Source organism: Kitasatospora sp. NPDC048545, assembly GCF_040651155.1.
Classification (GTDB): Bacteria; Actinomycetota; Actinomycetes; order Streptomycetales; family Streptomycetaceae; genus Kitasatospora.
The window spans coordinates 49,963-71,074 of the sequence record NZ_JBEZIQ010000012.1 but is presented as its reverse complement, the minus strand read 5'-3'; the positions used below and the strand labels follow the sequence as shown (position 1 = coordinate 71,074).

Annotated in this window: 22 protein-coding genes; 16 read left to right on the top strand and 6 right to left on the bottom strand. The window is 75.0% G+C overall.

The genetic code is table 11. The features are described 5' to 3' along the window. Positions 1 to 194: 194 nt before the first annotated feature. Positions 195 to 1,730 carry a threonine/serine exporter family protein gene (locus AB0D10_RS14215; RefSeq protein WP_360255419.1) on the top strand — a complete coding sequence of 512 codons (1,536 nt, stop codon included), beginning with the start codon at positions 195 to 197 and terminating at the stop codon, positions 1,728 to 1,730. Positions 1,731 to 1,992: 262 nt separating this feature from the next. Beyond that, complete coding sequence (locus tag AB0D10_RS14210) at positions 1,993 to 2,148, top strand: DUF6131 family protein (protein ID WP_360255417.1); 156 nt, start codon at positions 1,993 to 1,995, stop codon at positions 2,146 to 2,148. A 156-nt stretch (positions 2,149 to 2,304) separates the two neighbouring features. Here the strand turns inward: AB0D10_RS14210 and AB0D10_RS14205 are convergent, their stop codons facing one another. Together AB0D10_RS14205 and AB0D10_RS14200 are read right to left on the bottom strand one after the other, a co-directional pair. After that, positions 2,305 to 2,598 carry a helix-turn-helix domain-containing protein gene (locus AB0D10_RS14205; RefSeq protein ID WP_360255414.1) on the bottom strand — a complete coding sequence of 98 codons (294 nt, stop codon included), beginning with the start codon at positions 2,596 to 2,598 and terminating at the stop codon, positions 2,305 to 2,307. Between the two features lie 55 nt (positions 2,599 to 2,653). After that, positions 2,654 to 2,995: a hypothetical protein gene (locus AB0D10_RS14200; RefSeq protein ID WP_360255412.1), complete on the bottom strand. Its 342-nt coding sequence runs from the start codon at positions 2,993 to 2,995 to the stop codon at positions 2,654 to 2,656. Between the two features lie 238 nt (positions 2,996 to 3,233). On the opposite strand from AB0D10_RS14200, the gene AB0D10_RS14195 reads away from it, so the two are divergent. Next, a complete protein-coding gene (locus AB0D10_RS14195; RefSeq protein ID WP_360255410.1) occupies positions 3,234 to 3,875 on the top strand; it encodes an L-threonylcarbamoyladenylate synthase in 642 nt (213 codons plus the stop codon). A 66-nt stretch (positions 3,876 to 3,941) separates the two neighbouring features. Here the strand turns inward: AB0D10_RS14195 and AB0D10_RS14190 are convergent, their stop codons facing one another. The 3 genes from AB0D10_RS14190 to AB0D10_RS14180 form a co-directional block, all read right to left on the bottom strand. Continuing rightward, positions 3,942 to 4,361, bottom strand: coding sequence for an SsgA family sporulation/cell division regulator (locus AB0D10_RS14190; RefSeq protein WP_360255407.1), 420 nt, complete (start codon positions 4,359 to 4,361; stop codon positions 3,942 to 3,944). 200 nt (positions 4,362 to 4,561) lie between these two features. Further along, positions 4,562 to 5,227 (bottom strand): hypothetical protein, encoded by a 666-nt coding sequence (locus AB0D10_RS14185; protein WP_360255405.1) that lies wholly within the window; start codon positions 5,225 to 5,227, stop codon positions 4,562 to 4,564. Between the two features lie 138 nt (positions 5,228 to 5,365). Further along, on the bottom strand, positions 5,366 to 5,869 hold the full coding sequence (locus AB0D10_RS14180) for an N-acetyltransferase (RefSeq protein ID WP_360255403.1): 504 nt from the start codon (positions 5,867 to 5,869) through the stop codon (positions 5,366 to 5,368). 104 nt (positions 5,870 to 5,973) lie between these two features. Here AB0D10_RS14180 and AB0D10_RS14175 point away from each other — a divergent pair, with 104 nt between their 5' ends. Continuing rightward, entirely contained in the window at positions 5,974 to 6,558 is a 585-nt protein-coding gene (locus AB0D10_RS14175) for a hypothetical protein (RefSeq protein ID WP_360255400.1), read from the top strand. 17 nt (positions 6,559 to 6,575) lie between these two features. Here AB0D10_RS14175 and AB0D10_RS14170 read toward each other — a convergent pair whose 3' ends face one another. Continuing rightward, a complete protein-coding gene (locus AB0D10_RS14170) occupies positions 6,576 to 7,496 on the bottom strand; it encodes a hypothetical protein (protein ID WP_360255398.1) in 921 nt (306 codons plus the stop codon). Between the two features lie 230 nt (positions 7,497 to 7,726). On the opposite strand from AB0D10_RS14170, the gene AB0D10_RS14165 reads away from it, so the two are divergent. From AB0D10_RS14165 to hypF, 12 genes are all read left to right on the top strand, one after another. Then, entirely contained in the window at positions 7,727 to 8,860 is a 1,134-nt protein-coding gene (locus AB0D10_RS14165; protein ID WP_360255396.1) for an NAD(P)/FAD-dependent oxidoreductase, read from the top strand. 148 nt (positions 8,861 to 9,008) lie between these two features. Beyond that, entirely contained in the window at positions 9,009 to 10,703 is a 1,695-nt protein-coding gene (locus tag AB0D10_RS14160; protein ID WP_360255394.1) for a hydrogenase maturation protein, read from the top strand. A 133-nt stretch (positions 10,704 to 10,836) separates the two neighbouring features. Beyond that, complete coding sequence (locus AB0D10_RS14155; RefSeq protein ID WP_360255392.1) at positions 10,837 to 11,883, top strand: hydrogenase expression protein HypE; 1,047 nt, start codon at positions 10,837 to 10,839, stop codon at positions 11,881 to 11,883. 84 nt (positions 11,884 to 11,967) lie between these two features. Next, positions 11,968 to 13,755 (top strand): nickel-dependent hydrogenase large subunit, encoded by a 1,788-nt coding sequence (locus tag AB0D10_RS14150; RefSeq protein ID WP_360255390.1) that lies wholly within the window; start codon positions 11,968 to 11,970, stop codon positions 13,753 to 13,755. Then, on the top strand, positions 13,752 to 14,219 hold the full coding sequence (locus AB0D10_RS14145; protein ID WP_360255389.1) for a thioredoxin: 468 nt from the start codon (positions 13,752 to 13,754) through the stop codon (positions 14,217 to 14,219). The genes AB0D10_RS14150 and AB0D10_RS14145 overlap by 4 nt, the downstream gene beginning before the upstream one ends. Further along, on the top strand, positions 14,216 to 14,863 hold the full coding sequence (locus tag AB0D10_RS14140) for a DUF5947 family protein (protein ID WP_360255386.1): 648 nt from the start codon (positions 14,216 to 14,218) through the stop codon (positions 14,861 to 14,863). Before AB0D10_RS14145 ends, AB0D10_RS14140 begins: the two co-directional genes overlap by 4 nt. Beyond that, entirely contained in the window at positions 14,860 to 15,504 is a 645-nt protein-coding gene (locus AB0D10_RS14135; RefSeq protein ID WP_360255383.1) for a DUF6084 family protein, read from the top strand. Before AB0D10_RS14140 ends, AB0D10_RS14135 begins: the two co-directional genes overlap by 4 nt. After that, positions 15,501 to 16,886 carry a hypothetical protein gene (locus AB0D10_RS14130; protein WP_360255381.1) on the top strand — a complete coding sequence of 462 codons (1,386 nt, stop codon included), beginning with the start codon at positions 15,501 to 15,503 and terminating at the stop codon, positions 16,884 to 16,886. Before AB0D10_RS14135 ends, AB0D10_RS14130 begins: the two co-directional genes overlap by 4 nt. Beyond that, positions 16,883 to 17,389, top strand: coding sequence for a hydrogenase maturation protease (locus tag AB0D10_RS14125; RefSeq protein WP_360255378.1), 507 nt, complete (start codon positions 16,883 to 16,885; stop codon positions 17,387 to 17,389). The genes AB0D10_RS14130 and AB0D10_RS14125 overlap by 4 nt, the downstream gene beginning before the upstream one ends. A 232-nt stretch (positions 17,390 to 17,621) precedes the next feature. Beyond that, a complete protein-coding gene (gene hypA, locus AB0D10_RS14120) occupies positions 17,622 to 17,999 on the top strand; it encodes a hydrogenase maturation nickel metallochaperone HypA (RefSeq protein WP_360255376.1) in 378 nt (125 codons plus the stop codon). 5 nt (positions 18,000 to 18,004) lie between these two features. Next, positions 18,005 to 18,793, top strand: coding sequence for a hydrogenase nickel incorporation protein HypB (gene hypB / locus AB0D10_RS14115; RefSeq protein ID WP_360255374.1), 789 nt, complete (start codon positions 18,005 to 18,007; stop codon positions 18,791 to 18,793). Beyond that, positions 18,790 to 21,108 carry a carbamoyltransferase HypF gene (hypF, locus tag AB0D10_RS14110; RefSeq protein ID WP_360255371.1) on the top strand — a complete coding sequence of 773 codons (2,319 nt, stop codon included), beginning with the start codon at positions 18,790 to 18,792 and terminating at the stop codon, positions 21,106 to 21,108. Before hypB ends, hypF begins: the two co-directional genes overlap by 4 nt. Positions 21,109 to 21,112 lie beyond the last annotated feature (4 nt).

Below are 21,112 nucleotides of genomic sequence, written 5' to 3'. Positions count from 1 at the left end.
CAGACCGACACCCCGAGCGCGGACCCGCCGCCTTGCCGGTCCGCCGCGCGGCACGCCGGCCGCGATGGGGCGTGTACGGCCGGTCGCACTCCGATCCGGACGGGTGCGCAAGGCCCCGGATGTTCACAGAACCATCACTACGGGTAGTTGATCGACAGCAGTGAGTGGACAGGGGGTGGGGTCAGGGAGTCGCCATGTCGGATCACGATCAGCTCGGCGCGCCTGCCGGTCCGGACGGACGTCCGCCCCGCTCGGAGCGGGTGCCGCAGCAGGGCGCAGCGCCCGGAAGCCCCGCCGGGGACACTCGGCCGCCCCCCGGGGACGCTGCCGCCGCGGGGCCCTGGCACGACCGGATGCTGCCGTTGCTGCGCACTCCGACGGCCGACCGCCGACTGGCGCCCGACCTGTCCGGCGCGAAGCCGCCCGGAGCCGCCGAACCGGCCCGGGTGCTGGACCTCGCACTGCTGGTGGGCGAACTGCTGCTGGCCAGCGGCGAGGCGGCGGAGGACGTCGAGGCCGCGATGCTCGCCGTCGCGCGCGCCTACCGCGTCCACCCGTGCGACCCGCAGGTCACCTTCACCCGGGTGGCGATCTCCTACCAGCCGGGCTCCTCGGAGCCGCCGTTGACGGCGGAGTGCTCGGTGCGCCGCCCGGCCGGTGACTACGCGCGGCTGGCCGCGGTCTTCCGGCTGGTCACCGAGATCGCGGCGGGCGGTGTCACCGTCCACGACGCCCACGACCGCCTGGTCGCCGTCCACCGGCTCAGTCGCCGCTATCCCGTCCGGATCCGCCTGCTCTGCTGCGGCCTGCTGGCCGGGGCGGCGACCCTGCTGGTCGGCGGCCGGGCCGACGCCCGGGCCTGGCTGGTGTTCGCCAGCGCCGTCGTCGCGGCCCTGGCCGGCGACCGGCTCTCCGCCCTGGTGGCGCGGCACGACTTGCCGGCCTTCTACCAGTTCGTGGTGGCCGCGGCCCCGGCGGCCGTGATCGGCATCCTGCTGTCCTTCAACGGGCTGCACCTGCGCGGATCGGTGGTGATCACCGGCGGGCTGTTCGCGCTGCTGCCGGGCTGGCCCATGGTGGCGGCGGCCCAGGACGGCCTCGCGGGCTTCTACCTGACCGCCGCCGCTCGCCTGCTGGAGGCGCTGTACCTGATGGCCGGCGTGGTGATCGGCGTGATGGCCGTCCTCTACGTCGGCGTCAACAACGGCGCCGACCTGGCCGCCCAGGACGTCCCGGCCGCGGCGGACAACCCCCCGCTGCAGCTCACCGCGGCGGTGCTGCTGACCCTGGCCTTCGCGGTGCTGCTGAACACCGAGCCGGCCGCGCTGCCCGCGGTCCTGCTCAACAGCGCGGTCGGCTGGACGACGTACGGGGTGCTGGCCGGCGCCGGCGCGGAGCCGATCCTGGCGACCGGCCTCGCGGCCGGGCTGGTCGGACTGTCCGGCCAGCTGATGGCGCGCTACCGGGGCGCCCCGGTGCTGCCGCACGTCACGGCGGCCCTGGGCCCGTTGCTGCCCGGGTCGGTGCTGTACTTCGGGATGCTCGCCTTCGTCCGGGGGCGGCCCGAGGTCGGGCTGAGCGGGATCGGGCGGGCGGCCGCGATGGCGATGGCCCTGGCGATCGGCGTCAACCTGGGCCGCGAGCTGGCCCGTCTCTTCCTGCCGGTCGCGCGTGCGGCCCCGCGCCCCGGTCCGCCGGCCCGCCGGACGGGTGGCCGCCACCGTCGGTGACGCAGCTCGGCGCAGCTCGGCGCAGCTCGGCGCGGCGCGGCGCCGCGCCACGGCACCGCGTCACCGCTCCGAGCCCGACGGCGAGCGCTGCGCCGAGCCCCGCGTCGAGCCCCGCATCGAGCCCGGCGGCGCACCGGCGTCGGCCGGCCGGTTTGCCCCGCCGCCGGAGCGGTACACGCGGTGCTGTGAACCACATCGGGAGCGGGCGGTTCCGAGGCCGCCCGCCCGACACCAATCCGCCTGTCCAGCCAGGGAGGCTCCCGTGATCGTGCTCGGCGTCATCCTGCTCATCATCGGCTTCGTCACCAGCATCTCGATCCTGTGGACCATCGGCATCGTGCTGGTCCTCATCGGTCTGGTCCTGTGGGTCGCCGGCGCCCTCGGGCACGCCGTCGGCGGACGCCGCCACTACTACTGAACGGGTCCGGACCGGTTCGGGACCGGGCCGCCCCACCGTCGCGGAAGGAGGTCGGCCACGACCGGCGGAGGGGACGAGGGGGAGCAGCAGGGGGTCGGACCGTCGGCGACGTCACCGACGGTCCGACCCCCGTTCAGGCCCGTGCGCCGACCGGTCTCAGCGCAACAGCACGCCGAGCAGCTCGGCGATGGTCGGACCGGCGTCGGCCGGGTGCCGCAGCTGCTTGCCGTCCATCACGCTGTAGTGGTTGGCGCGGCCGCGCCGCTCGTGCTGAAGGTAGCCGGCCTGCTCCAGGTCGGCGATGATCCGCTGCACGGCGCGCTCGGTGAGCAGGCACTGAGCGGCGATGTCACGCACCCGGATGCCGGGGTCGCGCGCGATCTGGACGAGGACGCGGGCGTGGTTCGTCAGGAAGGTCCACTGCCGCGCCGTGGCCGGGCCGTTTTCCACGGTTCAAGGATAGGGGCGTCGGACCGTGCCCCGGATCCGCCGCCGGGGCCGGCCGTCAGGGGCACTCCTCGTGCAGCCCGCAGAGCCAGGCCAGCGCCTGGTGGGCGCCGAGGACGTAGGCGTGGTCCGTCCCCTGGGTCAGGGCCCGGCGCAGTCGTACGGCGGCGGCCTGGCACTCCGTCAGCAGCTGCGCCCGGCAGGGTTCGGCTGTGCCGACGGCGGCGGTGGCGGTGACGGGTGCGGCGATCTGGGCCCCGGCGGCCCACCGGTAGGCCCCCAGCACGCCGTGCTCGAACCCGGTCCACGGCCGGGGGCGCCGGTTGGCCGTGTCGATCGCGGCGAACACCTCGTCCAGCGGGCGCACCCCCACGGCCGGGATCGTCTCGTCACTGGTCATGTGCGCAACCTACGTCCGCCCGGGGCCGCCCGCCCCCGGTGACGCCGCCCGGCCCGGTGCGGCAGCCGTCCGGTCCACCCGAGCGGCGGCGGGCCGTCGCGGCGCGGGGCCGGACCGGCGCGGGGCCCGGCGGGTGCGCCCGCCCCCGCCCGGTAGTCTGACCGGGTCGTGCCCGGCCGGTGAGGTGGCCGGGCCGGATGGACGGTGCGGGCCGGCGGCCCGCCGGTGGAGAACCCTGATGACTCGTCGTTTTGACTGCTCGGACGCGTCCGAGCGCGCAGCCGGGCTGCGTGAGGCCGTGGCCGCGGTGCGCCGCGGCGAACTCGTCGTGCTGCCCACGGACACCGTGTACGGGGTGGGTGCGGACGCGTTCGCGCCGGAGGCGGTGGCCCGTCTGCTCGCGGCCAAGGGCCGGGGACGCAACATGCCCTCGCCGGTGCTGGTCGGCTCCCCGGAGGGCCTGGACGGCCTGGTCGAGGTGACGTCGCGCGCCCGGGACCTGGTGGCCGCGTTCTGGCCGGGCGGGCTGACCGTGGTCGCCCGTCACCTGGCATCGGTCGAGCTGGACCTCGGCGAGACCGGCGGCACGGTCGCGGTCCGGATGCCCGCGCACCCGGTCGCCATCGAACTCCTCGGCGCCACCGGTCCGTTGGCGGTCTCCAGCGCCAACCTGACCGGGCACGACTCCCCGCAGGACTGCGACGCCGCCCAGGGAATGCTGGGCGACTCGGTGGCCGTCTACCTCGACGGCGGCCCGACCGCCGCCGCCGTCTCGTCCTCGATCGTCGACGTCACCGGCGAGGTGCCCGTCCTGCTGCGTGCGGGCGCGATCAGCGCCGAGCGGCTGCGCGAGGTCGTCCCCGACCTGCGGGAGCGCTGAGCCTCCCGGCCGGCGCGCGGCGGCTGATCCCGCCCGCGCCCGACTGACCGGCCGTCCGGCGGCCGGTCAGTCGTCCGAGAGCAGTCGGATGAGCGCGGACTCGACGTCCAGGTGCTCGGACTCGGATCCGGCGGGCACCAGGGTGAAGGACTCCGAGAGGAAGGCCGTGACGTCCTCCTCCTGGGCGCTGAGGACGGCCTCGCCGGTGGGCCCGCGCAGGGTGATGAGCACCTGGCCGTCGTGCCCCGGGCTCACCCGGACGTCACCGCTGCCGGCAGGGGCGTGCCGGCCCTCGTTCAGCAGTTCGCGGCTGAAGTACCAGCACACCCCGGCGTCCACGGCCACGCACTCGCACGGGGCCAGCGGGAACGCCAGGCAGGCCGCGTACGGCAGGTCCGGATCGAACCGCAGCTCGGCGACGACCGGCACGTCGGGCAGTGGGCTGTCGGGGAAGGTGACGGGCACGGAGTGGACGGGCATCTGCATCGAACGACCCTCCTGAGGTCCTGACGCGCCGGCCCCGCGCGGGCCGGCGCCCCTGTCCGGCGCCTACCCGGCACCCCCCTGTGCAGTCCGTGGTCGTGGAACTTCCACAACTTCCCCGCACACCGGCGTGCTTCACCCGGCGCGGAGCGTGCCGACGGGCGCGTCGGCAGTGGCAGTGGCAGCGGCACCGGCAGCGGCGGTCAGGCCCCGCAGAGCCTCCCGAGCTGCGCCGAGTCCGCGTCGATGTCCGTGATCACCGGGTTGGGGTCGGCCATGACCATGCCGTTCAACCGGAAGCCCAGCTCCTGGAACTCGGCGGCCAGGCGGCGGATCGTCGCGCCGACCGTGCCCTGCGCGTCCAGGCCGGCGCCCATCAGGTCCTGGTAGGCCTGGCGGGCCGCGTCCGCCCGGCTGCCGCGGGTGCTCCCGGCGTTGCGGCGGTACGCGGCCAGTGCGGCCTCCGCCGCGTCGCAGCCGCCGGGCCGGACCGCCGGGAGCGGCGGCTGCGGCACGGGGTCGGGGGTCGGGGTCCGGACCGGTGTCGGGCTCGGTGCCGGGGCGGGGTGGTCGGGCTCCGGTGACGCGGTGGGCGTCGGGATCGGGGACGGGACCGGTGTCGGGCTCGGGTCCGGCCGGGGTGCCGGGGCGGGGAGCGGGTCCGGTGGCGTCGGGTCCGTGGTGGTGGCCACCGGGGTGGCCGGGGGCGGCGCCGGTGCGTCCGGCGGCATCAGGTAGGCGACGAGGGCCACGACCGCGGCCACCGCGCCCGCGATCGCCCCCACCGCTCCCCAGTCCGGGCGCGGGGTCCGCCCGGGGCCCGGGCCGGGCGGCCGCGCGGGCGGCCCCGTCGATTCGCTGTCCGTCATGTCCTCATCGTGGGCCGCCGCTCCGGGCCTCGTCCAGGACACCGCGCGCTGACCTTCCTGAACCCGAACGCCTGCTCGTGCCGGGTCCGTTCGTCGCGCCCAGGCACGGCGGCGCGCGGTCACGGCGGCGCCGGGGGCTCAGGCGGTGACGGCCGCGGGCCGGGCCAGCCACTCCTTCCAGGACACCTGGTGGCCGATCAGGCAGGGCTCCCGGAACGGCCACTCCTCGGTGATCCAGCGCGGGACGAGCGCGTCCAGTGCCCGCTCCAGTTCTGTGCCCACCCGGTCGTCCACCACCCACCAGGAGATCTCGGCGTCCGCGCCGGCCTTCTGGGGCGGGTCGATGTAGACGCAGCCGAGCAGGGCCGTCTCGGCCTCGTCGAACAGCGCGTAGTTGAACGACTCGTGGGCGGCGATCTCCCGCTCGTGCCGGATCAGGTCGTCGAGGTCCTGCTGGTAGGTCATGGTGGCGGCCGGCCAGCCCCAGGCCTCGCCGTAGACGGACCAGAGGCGCTCCCGGGAGCCCATCACGGCGGGGTAGTCGAGCTCGGTGTCCGTCCCGGCGATCGGGCGCAGGTGGTGGCCGCCGCCGGGGAGCGGCACGTGGACGGGGTGGACGAAATCGGCAGGCAGCCAAGTCATGGGGCCGGAGACTAGCCCAGCGGGGCCGTCGCCCGCCGCGAATATCGCGACGTGCACGAGCGGCCGGGGTGACGCCGGGTCGGCCGCCGGGGCATCATCGCCGGATGACGACGATCAGGACCAGGTGGGGGCGCCTCGGGATGCCGGCGGTGGCGGCCCTGGCCGTGCTGGCGGCGGGGTGCGGGACGGAGCACGTGGGCGCGCCCGGCGCGCCCGGCGCGGCGGGCGCACCGTCGCCGACGAGCGCGGGCGCGGGCGCGGTGCCCGGCGGGGCGGCCGACTTCCCCTGCCCCGGGGAGACCCCGACCGGGACCCCGGCGCCGAGCAGCCGCAGCGCCGCCCCGACCGGCCCGCCCCTCGACCACTACGCCGAGAACCACGCCTTCAAGGCGCCGCTCCCGTTGCACGGTCGGTACCGCTGCGACGGCCTGGCGGCCGTCCGGCGGATCGAGGGCGCCCTCGAACCCGTCCGGGCCGGCCGGCGGGCCGACCCGGAGACGATCCGCGGGGCGCTCGTCGGCCTCGGCTATCCGGCCGGGAAGGTGAAGGTCCAGCCCGGGGGCGACTTCCTGGTCGACGCCACCGGGCTCTGCCTGTCGGGCTCGACGAGCGGAGGGAGGACGACGGTGGAGGCCTTCGCGGGCTACGCGGACGGCACCGGCTGCGAGGAGCCGCGCGGCGGCCACTGACCGGAGCGTCCGACCTCTCAACGCCCCTGCGGCGGAACGCCGTTGTCGCCCGCGCCCGCGCCCTTGTCCAGCGACAGCGGCGGCCGCACGTCGGTGCCGGCAGCCTCCGCCTCGACGGCCGGCGCCGCTTCGGGATCGGTCTGCTCGATGCGCCGCAGCAGCCGGGCGACGGAGTCGGTGCGTTCGCGCAGGACCACGACCCGGGCGGCGTCGGTGGGCTCGGCGAGCTCGTCGACGGGGAGCACCGGGATGCCGCGGCTGCGGGCGGTGGCGATGAGGCTCTCGCCGGCCCGGTCGCTCACGACGAGCGTCGCGGCGGCGAACGCGCCCGCGTCCAGGGTGCGCTGCCGTCCGAGCAGGCCGCGGTACACGATGCGTGCCGGGACGGCCAGTTCGTCCAGGCGCTGGTCGGCCGCGCCGCGTTCGAGGGCGGCGAGGACGGCGGTGGCCAGCGCCTCGGCGGCCTTGGTGACGACCCACTTGCGGCCGGGCACCGGCGGGAGGAACTCGCGGATCCGGTCCACCTCGTGCTCCAGGGCGGTGGTGGTCAGCACCTCGAAGGCGTTGCGGGTGCGGATCTCGGCGACCTTGTCCCACTCGACCTCCTCGCCGTCGAAGCCGACCTTCGACGGCCCGAGGTGGACGGCGCCGAGGCCGTCGAGGAGCCCGAGCAGCTTGTGCACGACGGCCGGGGTCAGGGGGTGGCGCCCGATCAGGGTGCCCACCGACAACTTCCACGGCTCGGTGGCGGGCACCAGGGGCGGCGGGACGGACGTGAGGGCGGTGTGCGCCCACCGCCCGCCCGCCGCCGCTCCGCGTCCGCCCCGCAGCACGGCCTGCCGGCCCGCCTCGCCCAACCCGGCCGCCGCCCCGGCCGCGGCCCCCGTTGCCGCCCCGACCAACCGTCCCAGACCGCCCACCAGCTCGCCCCCGCGCACGTCGCGTTCCTCTCCCCGTACCGCTGTTCCGGAGCTCGATGCTACGGGTCGCGCGGCCCTGTCCCGCCCCGGCCGTCGACGGTGACGTTTGTCATGCGGTTCCGGCCACAGAACTCACTGACACCTGGTCGGTGCCCTGCGGCAGGCTCGACCCGTACCGGGAGGACCGGCGGGACGCACGAGCGGACGCGCGGCCGGACGCAGGACCGGACGGAATCAGGGGAGCGGACATGAAGGTACTGGTGGCCGGAGCCGGACTCGGCGGGCTCTGCCTCGCGCACGGGCTGCTGCGGGCGGGCGTGGACGTCCGGGTCCACGAGCGGGAGGACGGCCCGCACAGCCGCTACCAGGGCTTCCGGATCGCCCTGAACGCGCACGGCCTGGCCGCTCTGCACGCGTGCCTGCCGGAGCGGCTGCACGCCCTGCTGGCGGCCGTCTCCGGTCCGATGGCGGGCGAGCGGCGCGTCGTGGACGGGCAGTTGCGCGAGATCCGCCGGCTCGGCGCCGTGGACGAGGGCACGGCCACCGACCGGTACGTGCTGCGCCAACTGCTGCTGGCCGGCCTCGGCGACCGGGTCGAGTTCGGCAAGCCCGTGGTCGGCTACACCGAGCGGGCCGACGGCACCGTCGAGGCGCACTTCGGCGACGGCACGGGCGCGGTCGGCGACCTGCTCGTCGGTGCGGACGGCGTGGGCTCCGCGGTGCGCCGGCAACTGCTGCCCGGGGCCGAGGTGGTCACCGTCCCCGGCAACGCCGTCCTCGGGCGCACCGCGCTCACCGAGCGGTCCGCCGCGCTCGTCCCGGGCTTCGGCACCGTCGTGCACGGCACCGGCGCGAGCATGCTGCTCGGCCGGATGGAGTTCCGCCGCCCGCCCCGGCTCGCGGCCGCCGAGCTGGCGCCCGACGTCCGGCTGCCCGACACCGGGAGCTACCTGCGCTGGGTGCTGATGCTGCCCGGCGCCCTGCCCGCGGGCCCGAGGGCGTGGGACGCGGTCCGGGACGACCTGCTCGCCCTGCTCGACGGCTGGCACCCGGACCTGGTCGACCTCGTCCGCAGCGCCGACGTCGTCAACAGCTCGCCCCTGACCGTCCGTTACGCCGAGCCCGTGCCGCACTGGGACGGCAGCCGCCGAGTCACCCTGCTCGGCGACGCGATCCACACCATGCCGCCGAGCGGCGGCCAGGGTGCCAACACCGCCCTGCGCGACGCGGCCCTGCTGGCCCGCACGCTCACCGCCGTCCAGCACGGCACGGCCGAACTCCCGGACGCCGTCGAGCAGTACGAGCAGCGGATGCTCGAATACGGCTTCGCCGCCGTCGCCGAGAGCCTGGAGCGCCTGCCGGACTTCACCCCCGCGCGCTGAGCCCGCCGGGGCGGCCGCCTCGCCGGGCCCGCCGGCTGACCGCCGCTCGGGTGAACGGGCGGCGCGGCACGCGGCGCCGACCGGGGGACCCACCGGAGCGGGGGCGATGATCTGCGGGTTCCCGGCCGCCCGCACCCCGGAGGCAGACATGCGGATCCTGCTCCTCGCCAGCGCGTTCAACAGCCTCAGCCAGCGCCTCCACGCCGAACTGCGGGACCGGCGGCACACCGTGGACGTCCGGATCGCCGGGGACGGCGAGGACCTGGGGGAGTCGGTCCGCCGTCTGCAGCCGGACCTGCTGCTGGCGCCGATGCTGCGCACCGCGATCCCCGAGGACGTCTGGTCGGCGCTCACCTGTCTGGTCGTCCATCCCGGCCCGCCAGGCGACCGGGGCCCCTCCTCTCTCGACCGGGCGGTCCAGGAGGGCGTGGCCGAGTGGGGCGTGACGGTGCTGCAGGCCGAGGCGGAGATGGACGCCGGGCCGGTCTGGGCGCACGAGCCCTGCCGGCTCGCCGAGCGCGGCAAGAGCGACCTGTACCGCAACGAGGTCGCCGACGCCGCCGTCCGGGCCGTCCTGCTCGCCGTCGAGCGCTTCGCCTCCGGTGCGTACGCGCCGCAGCCGCAGCACGGCCCCTCCTGGCGGGAGCCTGTCCGGGTCCGCCCCTTCCTGCGCCAGGCGGAACGCCGGATCGACTGGGCGGCCGACCCCACCGCGACGGTCCTGCGCAGGCTCCGCGCCGCCGACTCCCAGCCCGGGGTGCTCGACGTGCTGGGCGACGGTGACTGGTACCTGCACGGCGGGCACCCGGAGCCGCTGCTGCGCGGCCGCCCGGGCGAACTGATCGCCACCCGCGCCGGGGCGGTGTGCCGGGCCACCTCGGACGGCGCGGTGTGGATCCCCGAACTCCGGCGCCGGCGCGCGCCCGGCGGGCCCGCGACCTTCAGGCTCCCGGCGGTGACGGCGCTCGGCGCCCTGCTGCCGCCGCTGCCGGAGGTGGTGGCGCCGCTGATGGCGGACGAGGGCGGGCAGCGGCCCGGCTGGGCGGACATCGAGTACCGCGAGGAGGGGCCGGTCGGTTTCCTGCGCTTCTCCTTCCCCGGCGGCGCGATGGCCACCGACCACTGCCGCCGCCTCCTGGACGCGTACCGCTTCGCGCTGCGCCGGCCGACCTCGGTGCTGGTGCTCGGCGGCGGCCGGGACTTCTTCTCCAACGGCATCCACCTCAACATCATCGAGGCCGCGCCGGACCCGGCCGACGAGTCCTGGGCCAACATCACCGCGATGGACGACCTGGTCGGCGAGGTGCTCACCACCACCGACCGCCTGGTGGTCGCCGCCGTCGGCGGGAACGCGGCGGCCGGCGGGGTGATGCTGGCGCTGGCCGCGGACGAGGTGTGGTGCCGCCGGGGCTCCGTCCTCAACCCGCACTACCGGCTGATGGGGCTGTACGGCTCGGAGTACTGGACCTACAGCCTGCCGCGCCGGGTGGGCGCGGCCCGGGCCGCACGGCTGACCATGCAGGCGCTGCCGGTGTCCGCCGCGGCGGCCGAGCGGATCGGCCTGGTCGACCGCGTCCTCGACTGCGGGCCGGGGGAGTTCGGGCCGGGCGCGGCCCGGCTGGCCGGGCTGCTCGCCGCCTCGCCCACGACCCAGCGCCGGATCGCGGCGAAGAAGGCCGCGCGCGAGGCCGACGAGCTGGTCAAGCCGCTCGACGCCTACCGGGAGGAGGAGCTGGCGGTGATGCACCGGCAGTTCTTCACCCCCGAATCGCCGTACCACGCGCTACGGGCCGCGTTCGTCCGCAAGCGCCCTGTGCCCGCAGGCCTCCTCGCCACGACGTGACCCGAACGGTCCCGTCCGGCTTGCGCGGCCAGGGCGCCCCCGGCGGCCCTGCGGACCGGCGACCGGACCGGACTGTTGCTATGACTGTGTTCGAGCCATTTCGTCCGGCTCCCATCCCCGAGGAGGCATCCTCATGGGTGCTGCAACAACCGACACCGACGTGGTGCACATTCTCTGGATCAACGCCGGCCTCAGCTGCGACGGCGACTCCGTCTCGCTGACCGCCGCGATGCAGCCCAGCATCGAGGAGATCGTCACCGGCGCACTGCCTGGCCTTCCCAAGGTCGCGGTGCACTGGCCGCTGATCGACTTCGAGTGTGGCCCGGTCCAGGGCGCGGACAACTTCGTCGAGTGGTTCTTCAAGGCCGACCGCGGCGAGATCGAGCCGTTCGTGCTGGTCGTCGAGGGGTCCATCCCCAACGAGAAGATCAAGGAGGAGGGCTACTGGTGTGGCTTCGGCGACGACCCCGCCACCGGCCAGCCCATCACCACCAGTGAGTGGCTGGACCGGCTCGCCCCCAAGGCGACCGCCGTGGTCGCGATCGGCACCTGCGCCACGTACGGCGGGATCCACGCGATGGCCGGCAACCCGACCGGTGCGATGGGCGTGCCGGACTACCTGGGCTGGAACTGGAAGTCCAAGGCCGGGCTGCCGATCGTCTGCGTGCCGGGCTGTCCGATCCAGCCCGACAACTTCGCCGAGACGCTCACCTACCTGCTGTACCAGCTGGCCGGCTCCGCGCCGATGATCCCGCTGGACGACAAGCTGCGGCCGGCCTGGCTGTTCGGCGCCACCGTCCACGAGGGCTGCGACCGCGGCGGCTACTACGAGCAGGGCCAGTTCGCCACCGACTACGGCACGCCCGAGTGCCTGGTGCGGCTCGGCTGCTGGGGACCGGTCGTCAAGTGCAACGTCGCCAAGCGCGGCTGGACCAACGGCATCGGCGGCTGCCCCAACGTGGGCGGCATCTGCATCGCCTGCACCATGCCGGGCTTCCCGGACAAGTTCATGCCCTTCATGGACCCGCCGCCCGGCTCGCGCGTCTCGACCAACGCGAGCAGCGCGTACGGCTCGCTGATCCGCCGACTGCGCGAGATCACGCTGAAGACCGTCGACAAGGAACCGAAGTGGCGCCACAGCGGACGCCACCTGACCACGGGCTACCGCCCGCCCTGGTGACGGCCGGGGGGCCGCACACCACCCGGTGTGCGGCCCGCCGCCCGCCGCCCCCGCCCCCGTTCAGAGAAGGACACGACAGACACGATGGCAACACCGACGACCAGGGCGGCCGGCGACGGCAGCGGCCTGACCGAGATGTCCTGGGACCCGATCACCCGGATCGTGGGCAGCCTCGGCATCCACACGAAGATCGACTTCAAGCAGAAGCGCGTCGCGGAGTGCTACAGCACCTCCTCGGTGTTCCGCGGCTACAGCGTCTTCATGCGCGGCAAGGACCCGCGCGACGCGCACTTCATCACCAGCCGGATCTGCGGGATCTGCGGCGACAACCACGCCACCTGTTCGGTCTACACCCAGAACATGGCGTACGGGGTGAAGCCCCCGCACCTCGGCGAGTGGATCATCAACCTCGGCGAGGCCGCCGAGTACATGTTCGACCACAACATCTTCCAGGAGAACCTGGTCGGGGTCGACTACTGCGAGAAGATGGTCCGCGAGACCAACCCCGGCGTGCTCGAACTCGCCGAGCGCACCGAGGCACCGCACGCCGGCGACCACGGGTACAAGACCATCGCCGACATCATGCGCTCGCTCAACCCCATCGAGGGCGAGTTCTACCGCGAGGCGCTGCAGGTCAGCCGGTACACCCGGGAGATGTTCTGCCTGATGGAGGGGCGCCACGTGCATCCCTCCACGCTCTACCCGGGCGGCGTCGGCACCGTCGCGACGGTGCAGCTGTTCACCGACTACCTGACCCGGCTGATGCGCTACGTCGAGTTCATGAAGAAGGTCGTGCCGCTGCACGACGACCTCTTCGACTTCTTCTACCAGGCCCTGCCCGGCTACGAGGAGGTCGGCCGGCGGCGCGTCCTGCTCGGCTGCTGGGGCAGCCTCAACGACCCGGACCACTGCGACTTCACGTACCGCAACATGACGGACTGGGGCCGGCGGATGTTCGTCACCCCGGGCGTCGTCGTGGACGGCAAGCTCGTCACCAACGACCTCACCGAGATCAACCTCGGCATCCGGATCCTGCTCGGCAGCTCCTACTACGAGGACTGGCAGGGCAAGGAACTCTTCGTCACCCACGACCCGTTGGGCAACCCGGTCGACCCCCGGCACCCGTGGAACCAGCACACCATCCCGCAGCCGCAGAAGCGCAACTTCGACGACAAGTACAGCTGGGTGATGTCCCCGCGCTGGTTCGACGGAAAGGACCACCTCGCCCTGGACACCGGCGGCGGCCCGATCGCCCGGCTCTGGTCCACCGCGCTGTCCGGGCTGGTCGACATCGGCTACGTCAAGGCCACCGGGCACAGCGTGCTGATCAACCTGCCCCGCTCGATGACCAAGCCCGAGGTCACCTTCGAGTGGAAGATCCCGCAGTGGAGCAACGCCCTCGAACGCAACCGCGCCCGCACCTACTTCCAGGCCTACGCGGCCGCCGCCGCCCTGCACTTCGCCGAGAAGGCGCTCGACGAGGTCCGCGCCGGGCGCAGCCAGACCTGGGAGCGCTTCGAGGTGCCGGACGAGTCGATCGGCTGCGGCTTCACCGAGGCGGTGCGCGGGGTGCTCTCGCACCACATGGTGATCCGCGACGGCAAGATCGCCAACTACCACCCGTACCCGCCCACCCCGTGGAACGCCAGCGTCCGCGACAGCTACGGCACGCCCGGCCCGTACGAGGACGCGGTGCAGAACACGCCGATCTTCGAGGAGAACTCCCCGGAGAACTTCAAGGGCATCGACATCATGCGCGCGGTGCGCAGCTTCGACCCCTGCCTGCCCTGCGGCGTGCACATGTACGTCGGCGGCGGACGCACCGTGCAGACCATGCACGTGCCCACCGGCCTCAGCGGGCTCACCGCATGACGGCCGAGCAGACCGGGCTGCGGATCCAGGAGGCCTTGGACGCCCTGGCCGGCAGCGGGGCCGAGCAGGCGGGCGAACACCTCGTCCGCGACCTGATGGAGTTCTACGGCGAGGGGCTGGCCAGGATCGTGCCGGCACTGCCCCCGCCCACCCTGGGCCGGATGTTGGACGACCCGGCGGTGGCCGCCGTCCTGCTCCTGCACGACCTGCACCCCGAGGACGTCACCGCGCGGATCGACCGGGCGCTCGGGACCCTGCCCGAGCGGGTCGAGGTGCTCGGCTTCGACCCGGGCACCGGCGTGCTGCGGCTGCGCCGCACCGCCTCCGGCTGCGGCTGCGCGGAGGGGGACGTCGAAGCCGTCCTCGCCTGCCACGCACCCGAGGTGACGGCCTTGGTGCTGGAGCGCTCCCCGCAGCTGCTGCAGATCGGCACCCACCCGCCGCAGACCGCGGAGGTGCGATGAACACCCGCCGGATCTCCCGCGACGGGACCGCCCTGCTGCGCCGGCTGCGCGAGCCCGCGCCACCGCGACCCGAGCAGTGCGGCTTCTGCGGCCGCGACCTGCCCGCCGGCCACCGCCACCTGGTGGACGTCGAGGAACGCGCCCTGGCCTGCACCTGCACCGCCTGCGGCCTGCTGTTCCAGCAGCCCGGCGCGGCCGGCGGCCGCTTCCGCACCGTGCCGGACCGCTACCTCGCCGACCCCGACGGCGGGCTGGACGAGCGGGCCTGGTCGGTGCTGGGCATCCCGGTCGGCACCGCGTTCCTGTTCCGCAACGCGCTGCTGGACCGGCTGCTCGCGTTCTACCCCGGGCCGGCCGGCGCCACCGAGAGCGAGGTGGACGAGGACGCCTGGGACCGCGTCCTCGGCGACAGCCGGCTGGCCGCCGCCCTGGAACCGGACGTGGAGGCGTTGCTGCTGCGCCGCACCGACGGGCAGGTCGCATGCTTCCTGGTGCCGATCGACGTCTGCTACGAGCTGGTCGGCCGACTGCGGCGGTGCTGGCACGGCTTCGACGGCGGCGCCGAGGCGCGGGCCGAACTCGACGCGTTCTTCGAGCGGTTGGCCGACCGGGCCCGCCCGCTGCCCGCGGCGGTGACGGCGTGACCGCACTCGCCTTCGCCTGCACCGGCGTGCGGTCCGACCCGTACGCGGCCGCGCCGACCCTGGTCTTCCGGCTGCGGATCACCGCGCCGGCCGGGACCCGGGTGCACGCCCTCGCCCTACGGTGCCAGCTGCGGATCGAACCTGGCCGCCGGTCCTACGCCGAGCCGGAGGGCGAGCGGCTGGCCGACCTGTTCGGCGAACGGGAGCGCTGGTCGAACACGCTCAACCCGATCCAGTTCGCCACCGTGCCGCTGCTGGTGCCCGGCTTCACCGGCGAGACCGAGACCGACCTGGTAGTGCCGTGCAGCTACGACCTGGAGGTCGCCTCCGCCCGCTACTTCCGGGCGCTCGACGGCGGGGACGTGCCGCTGCTGCTGCTCTTCTCCGGCACCGCCTTCGCCGGCCCCGGCGGCTTCCAGGTCACCCCGGTGCCCTGGGACAAGGAGGCCGCGGTGCGGATGCCGGTGCGGGTCTGGCGGGAGGCGATCGACCAGCACTTCCCCGGCTGCGGCTGGCTGCGCCTGCCCGACGACGTGATGGACGAGCTGCTGGCCTACCGCTCCCGGCGGGCCCTGCCCTCCTGGGAGGCGACGGTGCGTGAACTGCTCGCGGCGGTCGCGGTCGAGGAGGTGGCCCGGTGAGCGGCTTCCCGGCCGGGATCGAGCGCGGCTTCGCGGAGGCCCGGCAGATCGCCGACGCGGTGCTGCTGGAGGGCTACGTGCTCTACCCGTACCGCGCCTCGGCGGCCAAGAACCGGCTGCGCTGGCAGTTCGGCGTCCTGGTGCCGCCCGAGTACACCGCGCAGGGCGGCGAGCACTCGCACCAGCGCACCGAGTGCGTCATGGAGGCGCGCGGCGAGGACCGGCTGGCGGTCGAGCTGCGCTTCCTCCGAGTGCAGCGGCGCACCGTCGAACAGGCCACGCCCACCGGCGGGTTCGAGCCGGTGGAGCGGCTCGAACTCGCCGACCGGGTGCTCGTGGAATGGGACGAGGGCGTCGAGGAGCGGGTCGAGGTCCTGGTGTCCGTGGAGGAGCTGGCCGGCGCCGGGGTGCAGCGGGCGTTCCGGCTGCCGGGCGTCGGCGAGACCGAGCTGCTGCGGGAGCACGGCACCGCCGTCGGACGGCTGGTGCGGCGCCGCGAACAGGTCGACGGCCTGGTGCGGCTCATCGTCGAGGACCTGCCCGGCCCGTACCGGGCGCAGCGGCTCACGGCGGTGGTGGAGAACGTCTCCGCCTGGCTGCCGCCGCGGCGGGCGAGCCGGGAGGAGGCGCTGCCGCGCTCCCTGGTCTCCGCCCACCTGCTGCTCGGCCTGGAACACGGCCGGTTCGTCTCGGCCACCGACCCGCCCGAGTGGGCCCGCCCGGCCGTCGAGCGCTGCCGCAGTCGGCACACCTGGCCCGTGCTGGCCGGGCCGGAGGGCGAACGCGGAGTCGTGCTGTCCTCGCCGATCATCCTGGAGGACCACCCGAAGGTCGCCCCGGAGAGCCTCGGCACCCTGTACGACGCCACCGAGATCGACGAGATCCTGGCCCTGCGTACCGCGGCCCTGACCGAGGAGGAGAAGCGGGAGGCCCGGGGCACCGACGAGCGGGCCGCGGCCGTGATCGACCTCGCGGACTCCATGCCGCCCGAGGTGCTGGAACGCCTGCACGGCGCGATCCGCGGGCTGCGCGACCTCACCGGCGGCGCCGACGCGGACCAGCCCTGGTGGGACCCGGGCAACGACCCGGAGGTCGACCCCGAGCGGGACCGGGTCCTGGTCGGCGGCCACGCCGTCGGCGCCGGCAGCCGGGTCGTGCTGCGGCCCGGCCGGCGGCGCACCGACGCCCAGGACCTCTTCCTGGACGGACGCACCGGCGTGGTGGAGGCGGTGCTGCACGACGTCGACGGCTCGGTGCACCTGGCCGTCACGGTGGAGGACGACCCGGGCGCCGACCTGTGGCGGGCGCAGGGGCGGTTCCGCTACTTCCAGCCGGACGAGGTCACCCCGCTGGACGCCGACGACCGGGTGGAGGAGTCGTGAAGAGCGCATCGGTGCTGGTCGCCGGGGTGGGCAACATCTTCCTCGGCGACGACGGGTTCGGCGTGGAGACCGTGCGGCGGCTGGCGGCGCACCCGCTGCCGGACGGCGTCGAGGTGGTCGACGTCGGCGTGCGCGGCGTTGACCTGGCGTACCGGCTGCTCGACGGCCACCGGACCGCCGTCCTGGTGGACGCCACCTGCCGCGGCGGCGCGCCCGGCACCGTCTACCTCATCGAGGCGGACGGCGAGCAGCCGGAGGCTCCGCTGCTGGACGGCCACCGGATGGGGCCGGACGCCGTGCTCGCGCTGCTCGCCACGCTCGCGGCCGGAACCGGTGGCGAGCCGCCCGGACGGGTGCTGGTGGTCGGCTGCGAGCCGGCCTCGCTGGAGGAGGGCATCGGGCTGAGCGCCCCCGTCGCCGCCGCGGTCGAGGAGGCGGTCCAAGTGGTCCTGCGGGTCGTGGACGAGGCCACGCAACCGGAGAAGGAGACAACACCATGCTGAGGAAACTGTTCTGCACGGCCCTGCTGGTGGGGATCGGCGCACTGGTCTGGCAGAGCCTGCCGGACCTCAAGCGGTACCTGCGGATCTCGCGGATGTGAGCCGCGCATTGCTGCGAACGGTGCAGCCCAGGGCGCGGTGGCGGCGCGGCTTCGGGCCGTCGCCGCCACCGCGCCTTGTAATGGGGCGCGCCTCGCAACGCCACCCGTCGCCGACCGTCGTGGGAAGGGAACCGATGCACGAGATGTCGATCGCCGCCGCCGTCGTCGAACAGGTGGACGCGGCCGCGCGCGACCACGGCGCCCCCGGGGTGGCGCGGGTGCGCCTGCAGGTGGGCGAGCTGGCGGGCGTCGTCCCGCAGGCCCTCGACTTCTGCTTCGAACTGGCCTGCGCCGGAACGCTGGTGGAGGGTGCGGTGCTGCACACCGAGGCCGTCGAAGCCCGGGCCCGGTGCACGCCCTGCGACACCGAGTGGGCCGTCGGCATGCCGCCGGACCTCGGCTGCCCGAGCTGCTCCGGCGGCGGCGTGGAGCTGCTGTCCGGACGCGAGCTCCAGATCCTCGACGTCGAGTGGGCCGAGCGCCCGGACGTCCCGGCCGAACAGAAAGGCTGATGCCGATGTGCCGCACGGTCGACCTCCGGCAGGCGGTCCTCGCCCGCAACGACGACAGCGCCCGCGAGCTGCGGGCGGCCCTGGCCGCCCGGGGGACGGTCGCGGTCAACCTGCTCTCCAGCCCCGGCAGCGGCAAGACCGCCCTGCTGGAGGCCGAGTTGGGGCTGGCCCGGCAGCGCGGGGTGCCGGTCGCCGCGCTGACCGCCGACCTCGCCACCGAGAACGACGCGCTGCGGCTGGCCCGTTCGGGCGTGCCGGTCAAGCAGGTGCTCACCGACGGGCTCTGCCACCTGGAGGCGCGGATGCTCGCCGGGCACCTGGACGGCTGGCTGCCGCAGGACTGCCGGCTGCTCTTCGTGGAGAACGTCGGCAACCTGGTCTGCCCGGCCTCGTACGACCTCGGGGAGTCCCTGCGGGTCGTGCTGGCCTCGGTGACCGAGGGCGAGGACAAGCCGCTCAAGTACCCGACCGCGTTCGGGCTGGCGAACCTGGTGCTGGTGACCAAGACGGACCTCGCCGCGGCGGCCGAGTTCGACGAGGCCGCGTTCACCGCGAACGTCCGGCGGGTCAACCCCGGGGTTGAGGTGGTGCACACCTCCGCCCGCACCGGTGACGGCGTCGGGTCGCTGCTGGAGCGGGCGCTGGCCGTGCTGGACGGCGCCGAGCCGCACCGGCCGGTGATGGCCGCCACGGCGCCCGGGCACGGGCACGGGCACGGGCCCGGGCACGGGCCCGGGCACGACGGGAACGACGGCCACGACCACGGGCACGCGGTGGTCGGGGAGGCCCCGTGACGGTCGGGCGTCCCGAACCCGTCCGGGAACGACGGCGGGTCGCCGTCCGCGGCCTCGTCCAGGGCGTCGGCTTCCGGCCCTTCGTCTTCACCCTGGCCGACGAACTCGGCCTGGCCGGCAGCGTCACCAACACCGGCGAGGGCGTGCTGGCCGAGGTCGAGGGCAGCCGCGAGGCCGTAGAGGCGTTCTGCCGCCGGGTGGCCAGCGACGCGCCGCCGCTCGCCCAGGTGGCCTCCGTCGAGCACGCGCCGCTCGCCGCCACCGGCGCCACCGGCTTCGCCATCACCGCGTCCCGGACCGACGGACCCCGGGCCACCCTGATCCCGCCCGACGTCGCCGTCTGCGCCGACTGCCTCGCCGAACTCGCCGACCCGACCGACCGCCGCCACCGGCACCCGTTCATCAGCTGCACCAACTGCGGCCCCCGGCACACCATCGTCACCGGCCTGCCGTACGACCGCGCCAACACCACCATGGCCGGCTTCCCGATGTGCGCGGACTGCGCCCGGGAGTACACCGACCCGCGCGACCGCCGCTTCCACGCCCAGCCGGTCGCCTGCCACGCCTGCGGGCCGCGGCTCGCGCTGACCGTGCCCGGGCGCACCCGCCTCGCCGACGAGGCCCCACTCACCGGAGCCCGCCGACTGCTCGCCGCCGGCGCGGTCCTCGCCGTCAAGGGCATCGGCGGCTACCACCTGGCCTGCGACGCCCGCGACAGCGGAGCCGTCGCCCTGCTGCGCCGCCGCAAGCGGCGCGGGGACAAGCCGTTCGCATTGATGGCCCGTGACCTCGCCACGGTCGAGGCGCTGCTGCCGCTCGGCCCGGTCGAACGGGAACTGCTCACCGGACCGGTCCGGCCGATCGTCCTGCTGCGCCGCACGGGTACGCCCTCGCCCGCGTTCGCGGCGGTCGCCCCGCGCAGCCCCGACCTCGGGGTGATGCTCCCGTACACACCGCTGCACCACCTGCTGCTCGCCGCGCCCGGGCCCGACCTGCTGGTGATGACCAGCGCCAACCTCTCCGGCGAACCGATCGTCACCGACGACCGGGAGGCGCTGGACACGCTCGCCCCGCTGGTCGACGGCTGGCTCACCCACGACCGGCCGATCCACGTGCCTTGCGAGGACTCGGTGGTGCGGGTGGTGGACGGCGAGCAGTTGCCGCTGCGCCGCTCGCGCGGGTACGCCCCGCTGCCGCTTCCCCTGCCGGTGCCCGTCCGCCCGGTGCTGGCGGTCGGCGGCGACCTGAAGAACACCTTCGCACTGGCCCGCGACGGCTACGCCTGGCTGTCCGGCCACATCGGGGACATGGACGACCTGGCCACGCTGCGCGCCTTCGACCGGGCGGTGGACCAGCTCGGCACGGTCAGCGGGGTGCGGCCCGAACTGCTGGTCACGGACCGGCACCCCGGCTACCGCTCGGTCCGGCACGCCGAGCGCGCCGCCGCCGGCCGGCCGGTGTGCCGGGTGCAGCACCACCACGCGCACATCGCCGCGGTGATGGCCGAGCACGGCCTCGACGGCGGCCGGCCGGTGCTCGGCCTGGCCTTCGACGGGACCGGCTACGGCGAGGACGGCGCGATCTGGGGCAGCGAGGTGCTGCTGGCGGACTACGACGGGTTCCGCCGGCTCGCCCACCTCGCCTACGTCCCGCTGCCCGGCGGGGACGCGGCGGTCGAGCGCCCGTACCGGACGGCGCTGGCGCACCTGCGCGCCGCCGGTCTGCCCTGGACCGCCGGACTGCCGCCGGTCCAGGCTTGCCCGGCGGATGAACTCCGACTGCTGGAACGGCAGTTGGAGCGCAGTCTGAACACCGTGCCGACCTCCAGCATGGGCCGCCTCTTCGACGCCGTCTCCTCGCTCGCCGGGATCTGCCAGCGGGCCGGGTACGAGGCCCAGGCGGCGATCGAACTGGAGGCGGCCGCAGTCGGGTCGCGGGCGGCGGAGGGCTACCGGTTCGGGCTGCTGGTGCGCGACGGCGGCTGGATCGCCGACCCGGCGCCGGTGCTCGCGGCGGTGGTCGCCGACGTGACCGCGGGCACGCCCGTCGGACTGGTCGCCGCACGCTTCCACACCGCGGTGGCCGAGCTGGTCCGGCGGGTCTGCGCGGCCGTCCGGGAGCGGTACGGCACCACCGCGGTGGCGCTCAGCGGCGGAGTCTTCGCCAACGCCCTGCTCTCCTCGGCCTGTGCGCGCGGCCTCGGGGAGGACGGCTTCACCGTGCTGCGGCACCGCCGGGTGCCGCCCAACGACGGAGGGCTGGCACTCGGCCAGCTGATGGTGGCCGCCCGTGCGGCGGCCGCCCGGGAGGAGTGAGAGC

Coding starts and splice junctions, on each gene's coding strand:
- AB0D10_RS14215 (WP_360255419.1), top strand. CDS start 195: ATGTCGGATCACGATCAGCTCGGCGCGCCTGCCGGTCCGGACGGACGT.
- AB0D10_RS14200 (WP_360255412.1), bottom strand. CDS start 2,995: ATGACCAGTGACGAGACGATCCCGGCCGTGGGGGTGCGCCCGCTGGAC.
- AB0D10_RS14195 (WP_360255410.1), top strand. CDS start 3,234: ATGACTCGTCGTTTTGACTGCTCGGACGCGTCCGAGCGCGCAGCCGGG.
- AB0D10_RS14190 (WP_360255407.1), bottom strand. CDS start 4,361: ATGCAGATGCCCGTCCACTCCGTGCCCGTCACCTTCCCCGACAGCCCA.
- AB0D10_RS14185 (WP_360255405.1), bottom strand. CDS start 5,227: ATGACGGACAGCGAATCGACGGGGCCGCCCGCGCGGCCGCCCGGCCCG.
- AB0D10_RS14180 (WP_360255403.1), bottom strand. CDS start 5,869: ATGACTTGGCTGCCTGCCGATTTCGTCCACCCCGTCCACGTGCCGCTC.
- AB0D10_RS14175 (WP_360255400.1), top strand. CDS start 5,974: ATGACGACGATCAGGACCAGGTGGGGGCGCCTCGGGATGCCGGCGGTG.
- AB0D10_RS14165 (WP_360255396.1), top strand. CDS start 7,727: ATGAAGGTACTGGTGGCCGGAGCCGGACTCGGCGGGCTCTGCCTCGCG.
- AB0D10_RS14160 (WP_360255394.1), top strand. CDS start 9,009: ATGCGGATCCTGCTCCTCGCCAGCGCGTTCAACAGCCTCAGCCAGCGC.
- AB0D10_RS14155 (WP_360255392.1), top strand. CDS start 10,837: ATGGGTGCTGCAACAACCGACACCGACGTGGTGCACATTCTCTGGATC.
- AB0D10_RS14150 (WP_360255390.1), top strand. CDS start 11,968: ATGGCAACACCGACGACCAGGGCGGCCGGCGACGGCAGCGGCCTGACC.
- AB0D10_RS14145 (WP_360255389.1), top strand. CDS start 13,752: ATGACGGCCGAGCAGACCGGGCTGCGGATCCAGGAGGCCTTGGACGCC.
- AB0D10_RS14140 (WP_360255386.1), top strand. CDS start 14,216: ATGAACACCCGCCGGATCTCCCGCGACGGGACCGCCCTGCTGCGCCGG.
- hypA (WP_360255376.1), top strand. CDS start 17,622: ATGCACGAGATGTCGATCGCCGCCGCCGTCGTCGAACAGGTGGACGCG.
- hypB (WP_360255374.1), top strand. CDS start 18,005: ATGTGCCGCACGGTCGACCTCCGGCAGGCGGTCCTCGCCCGCAACGAC.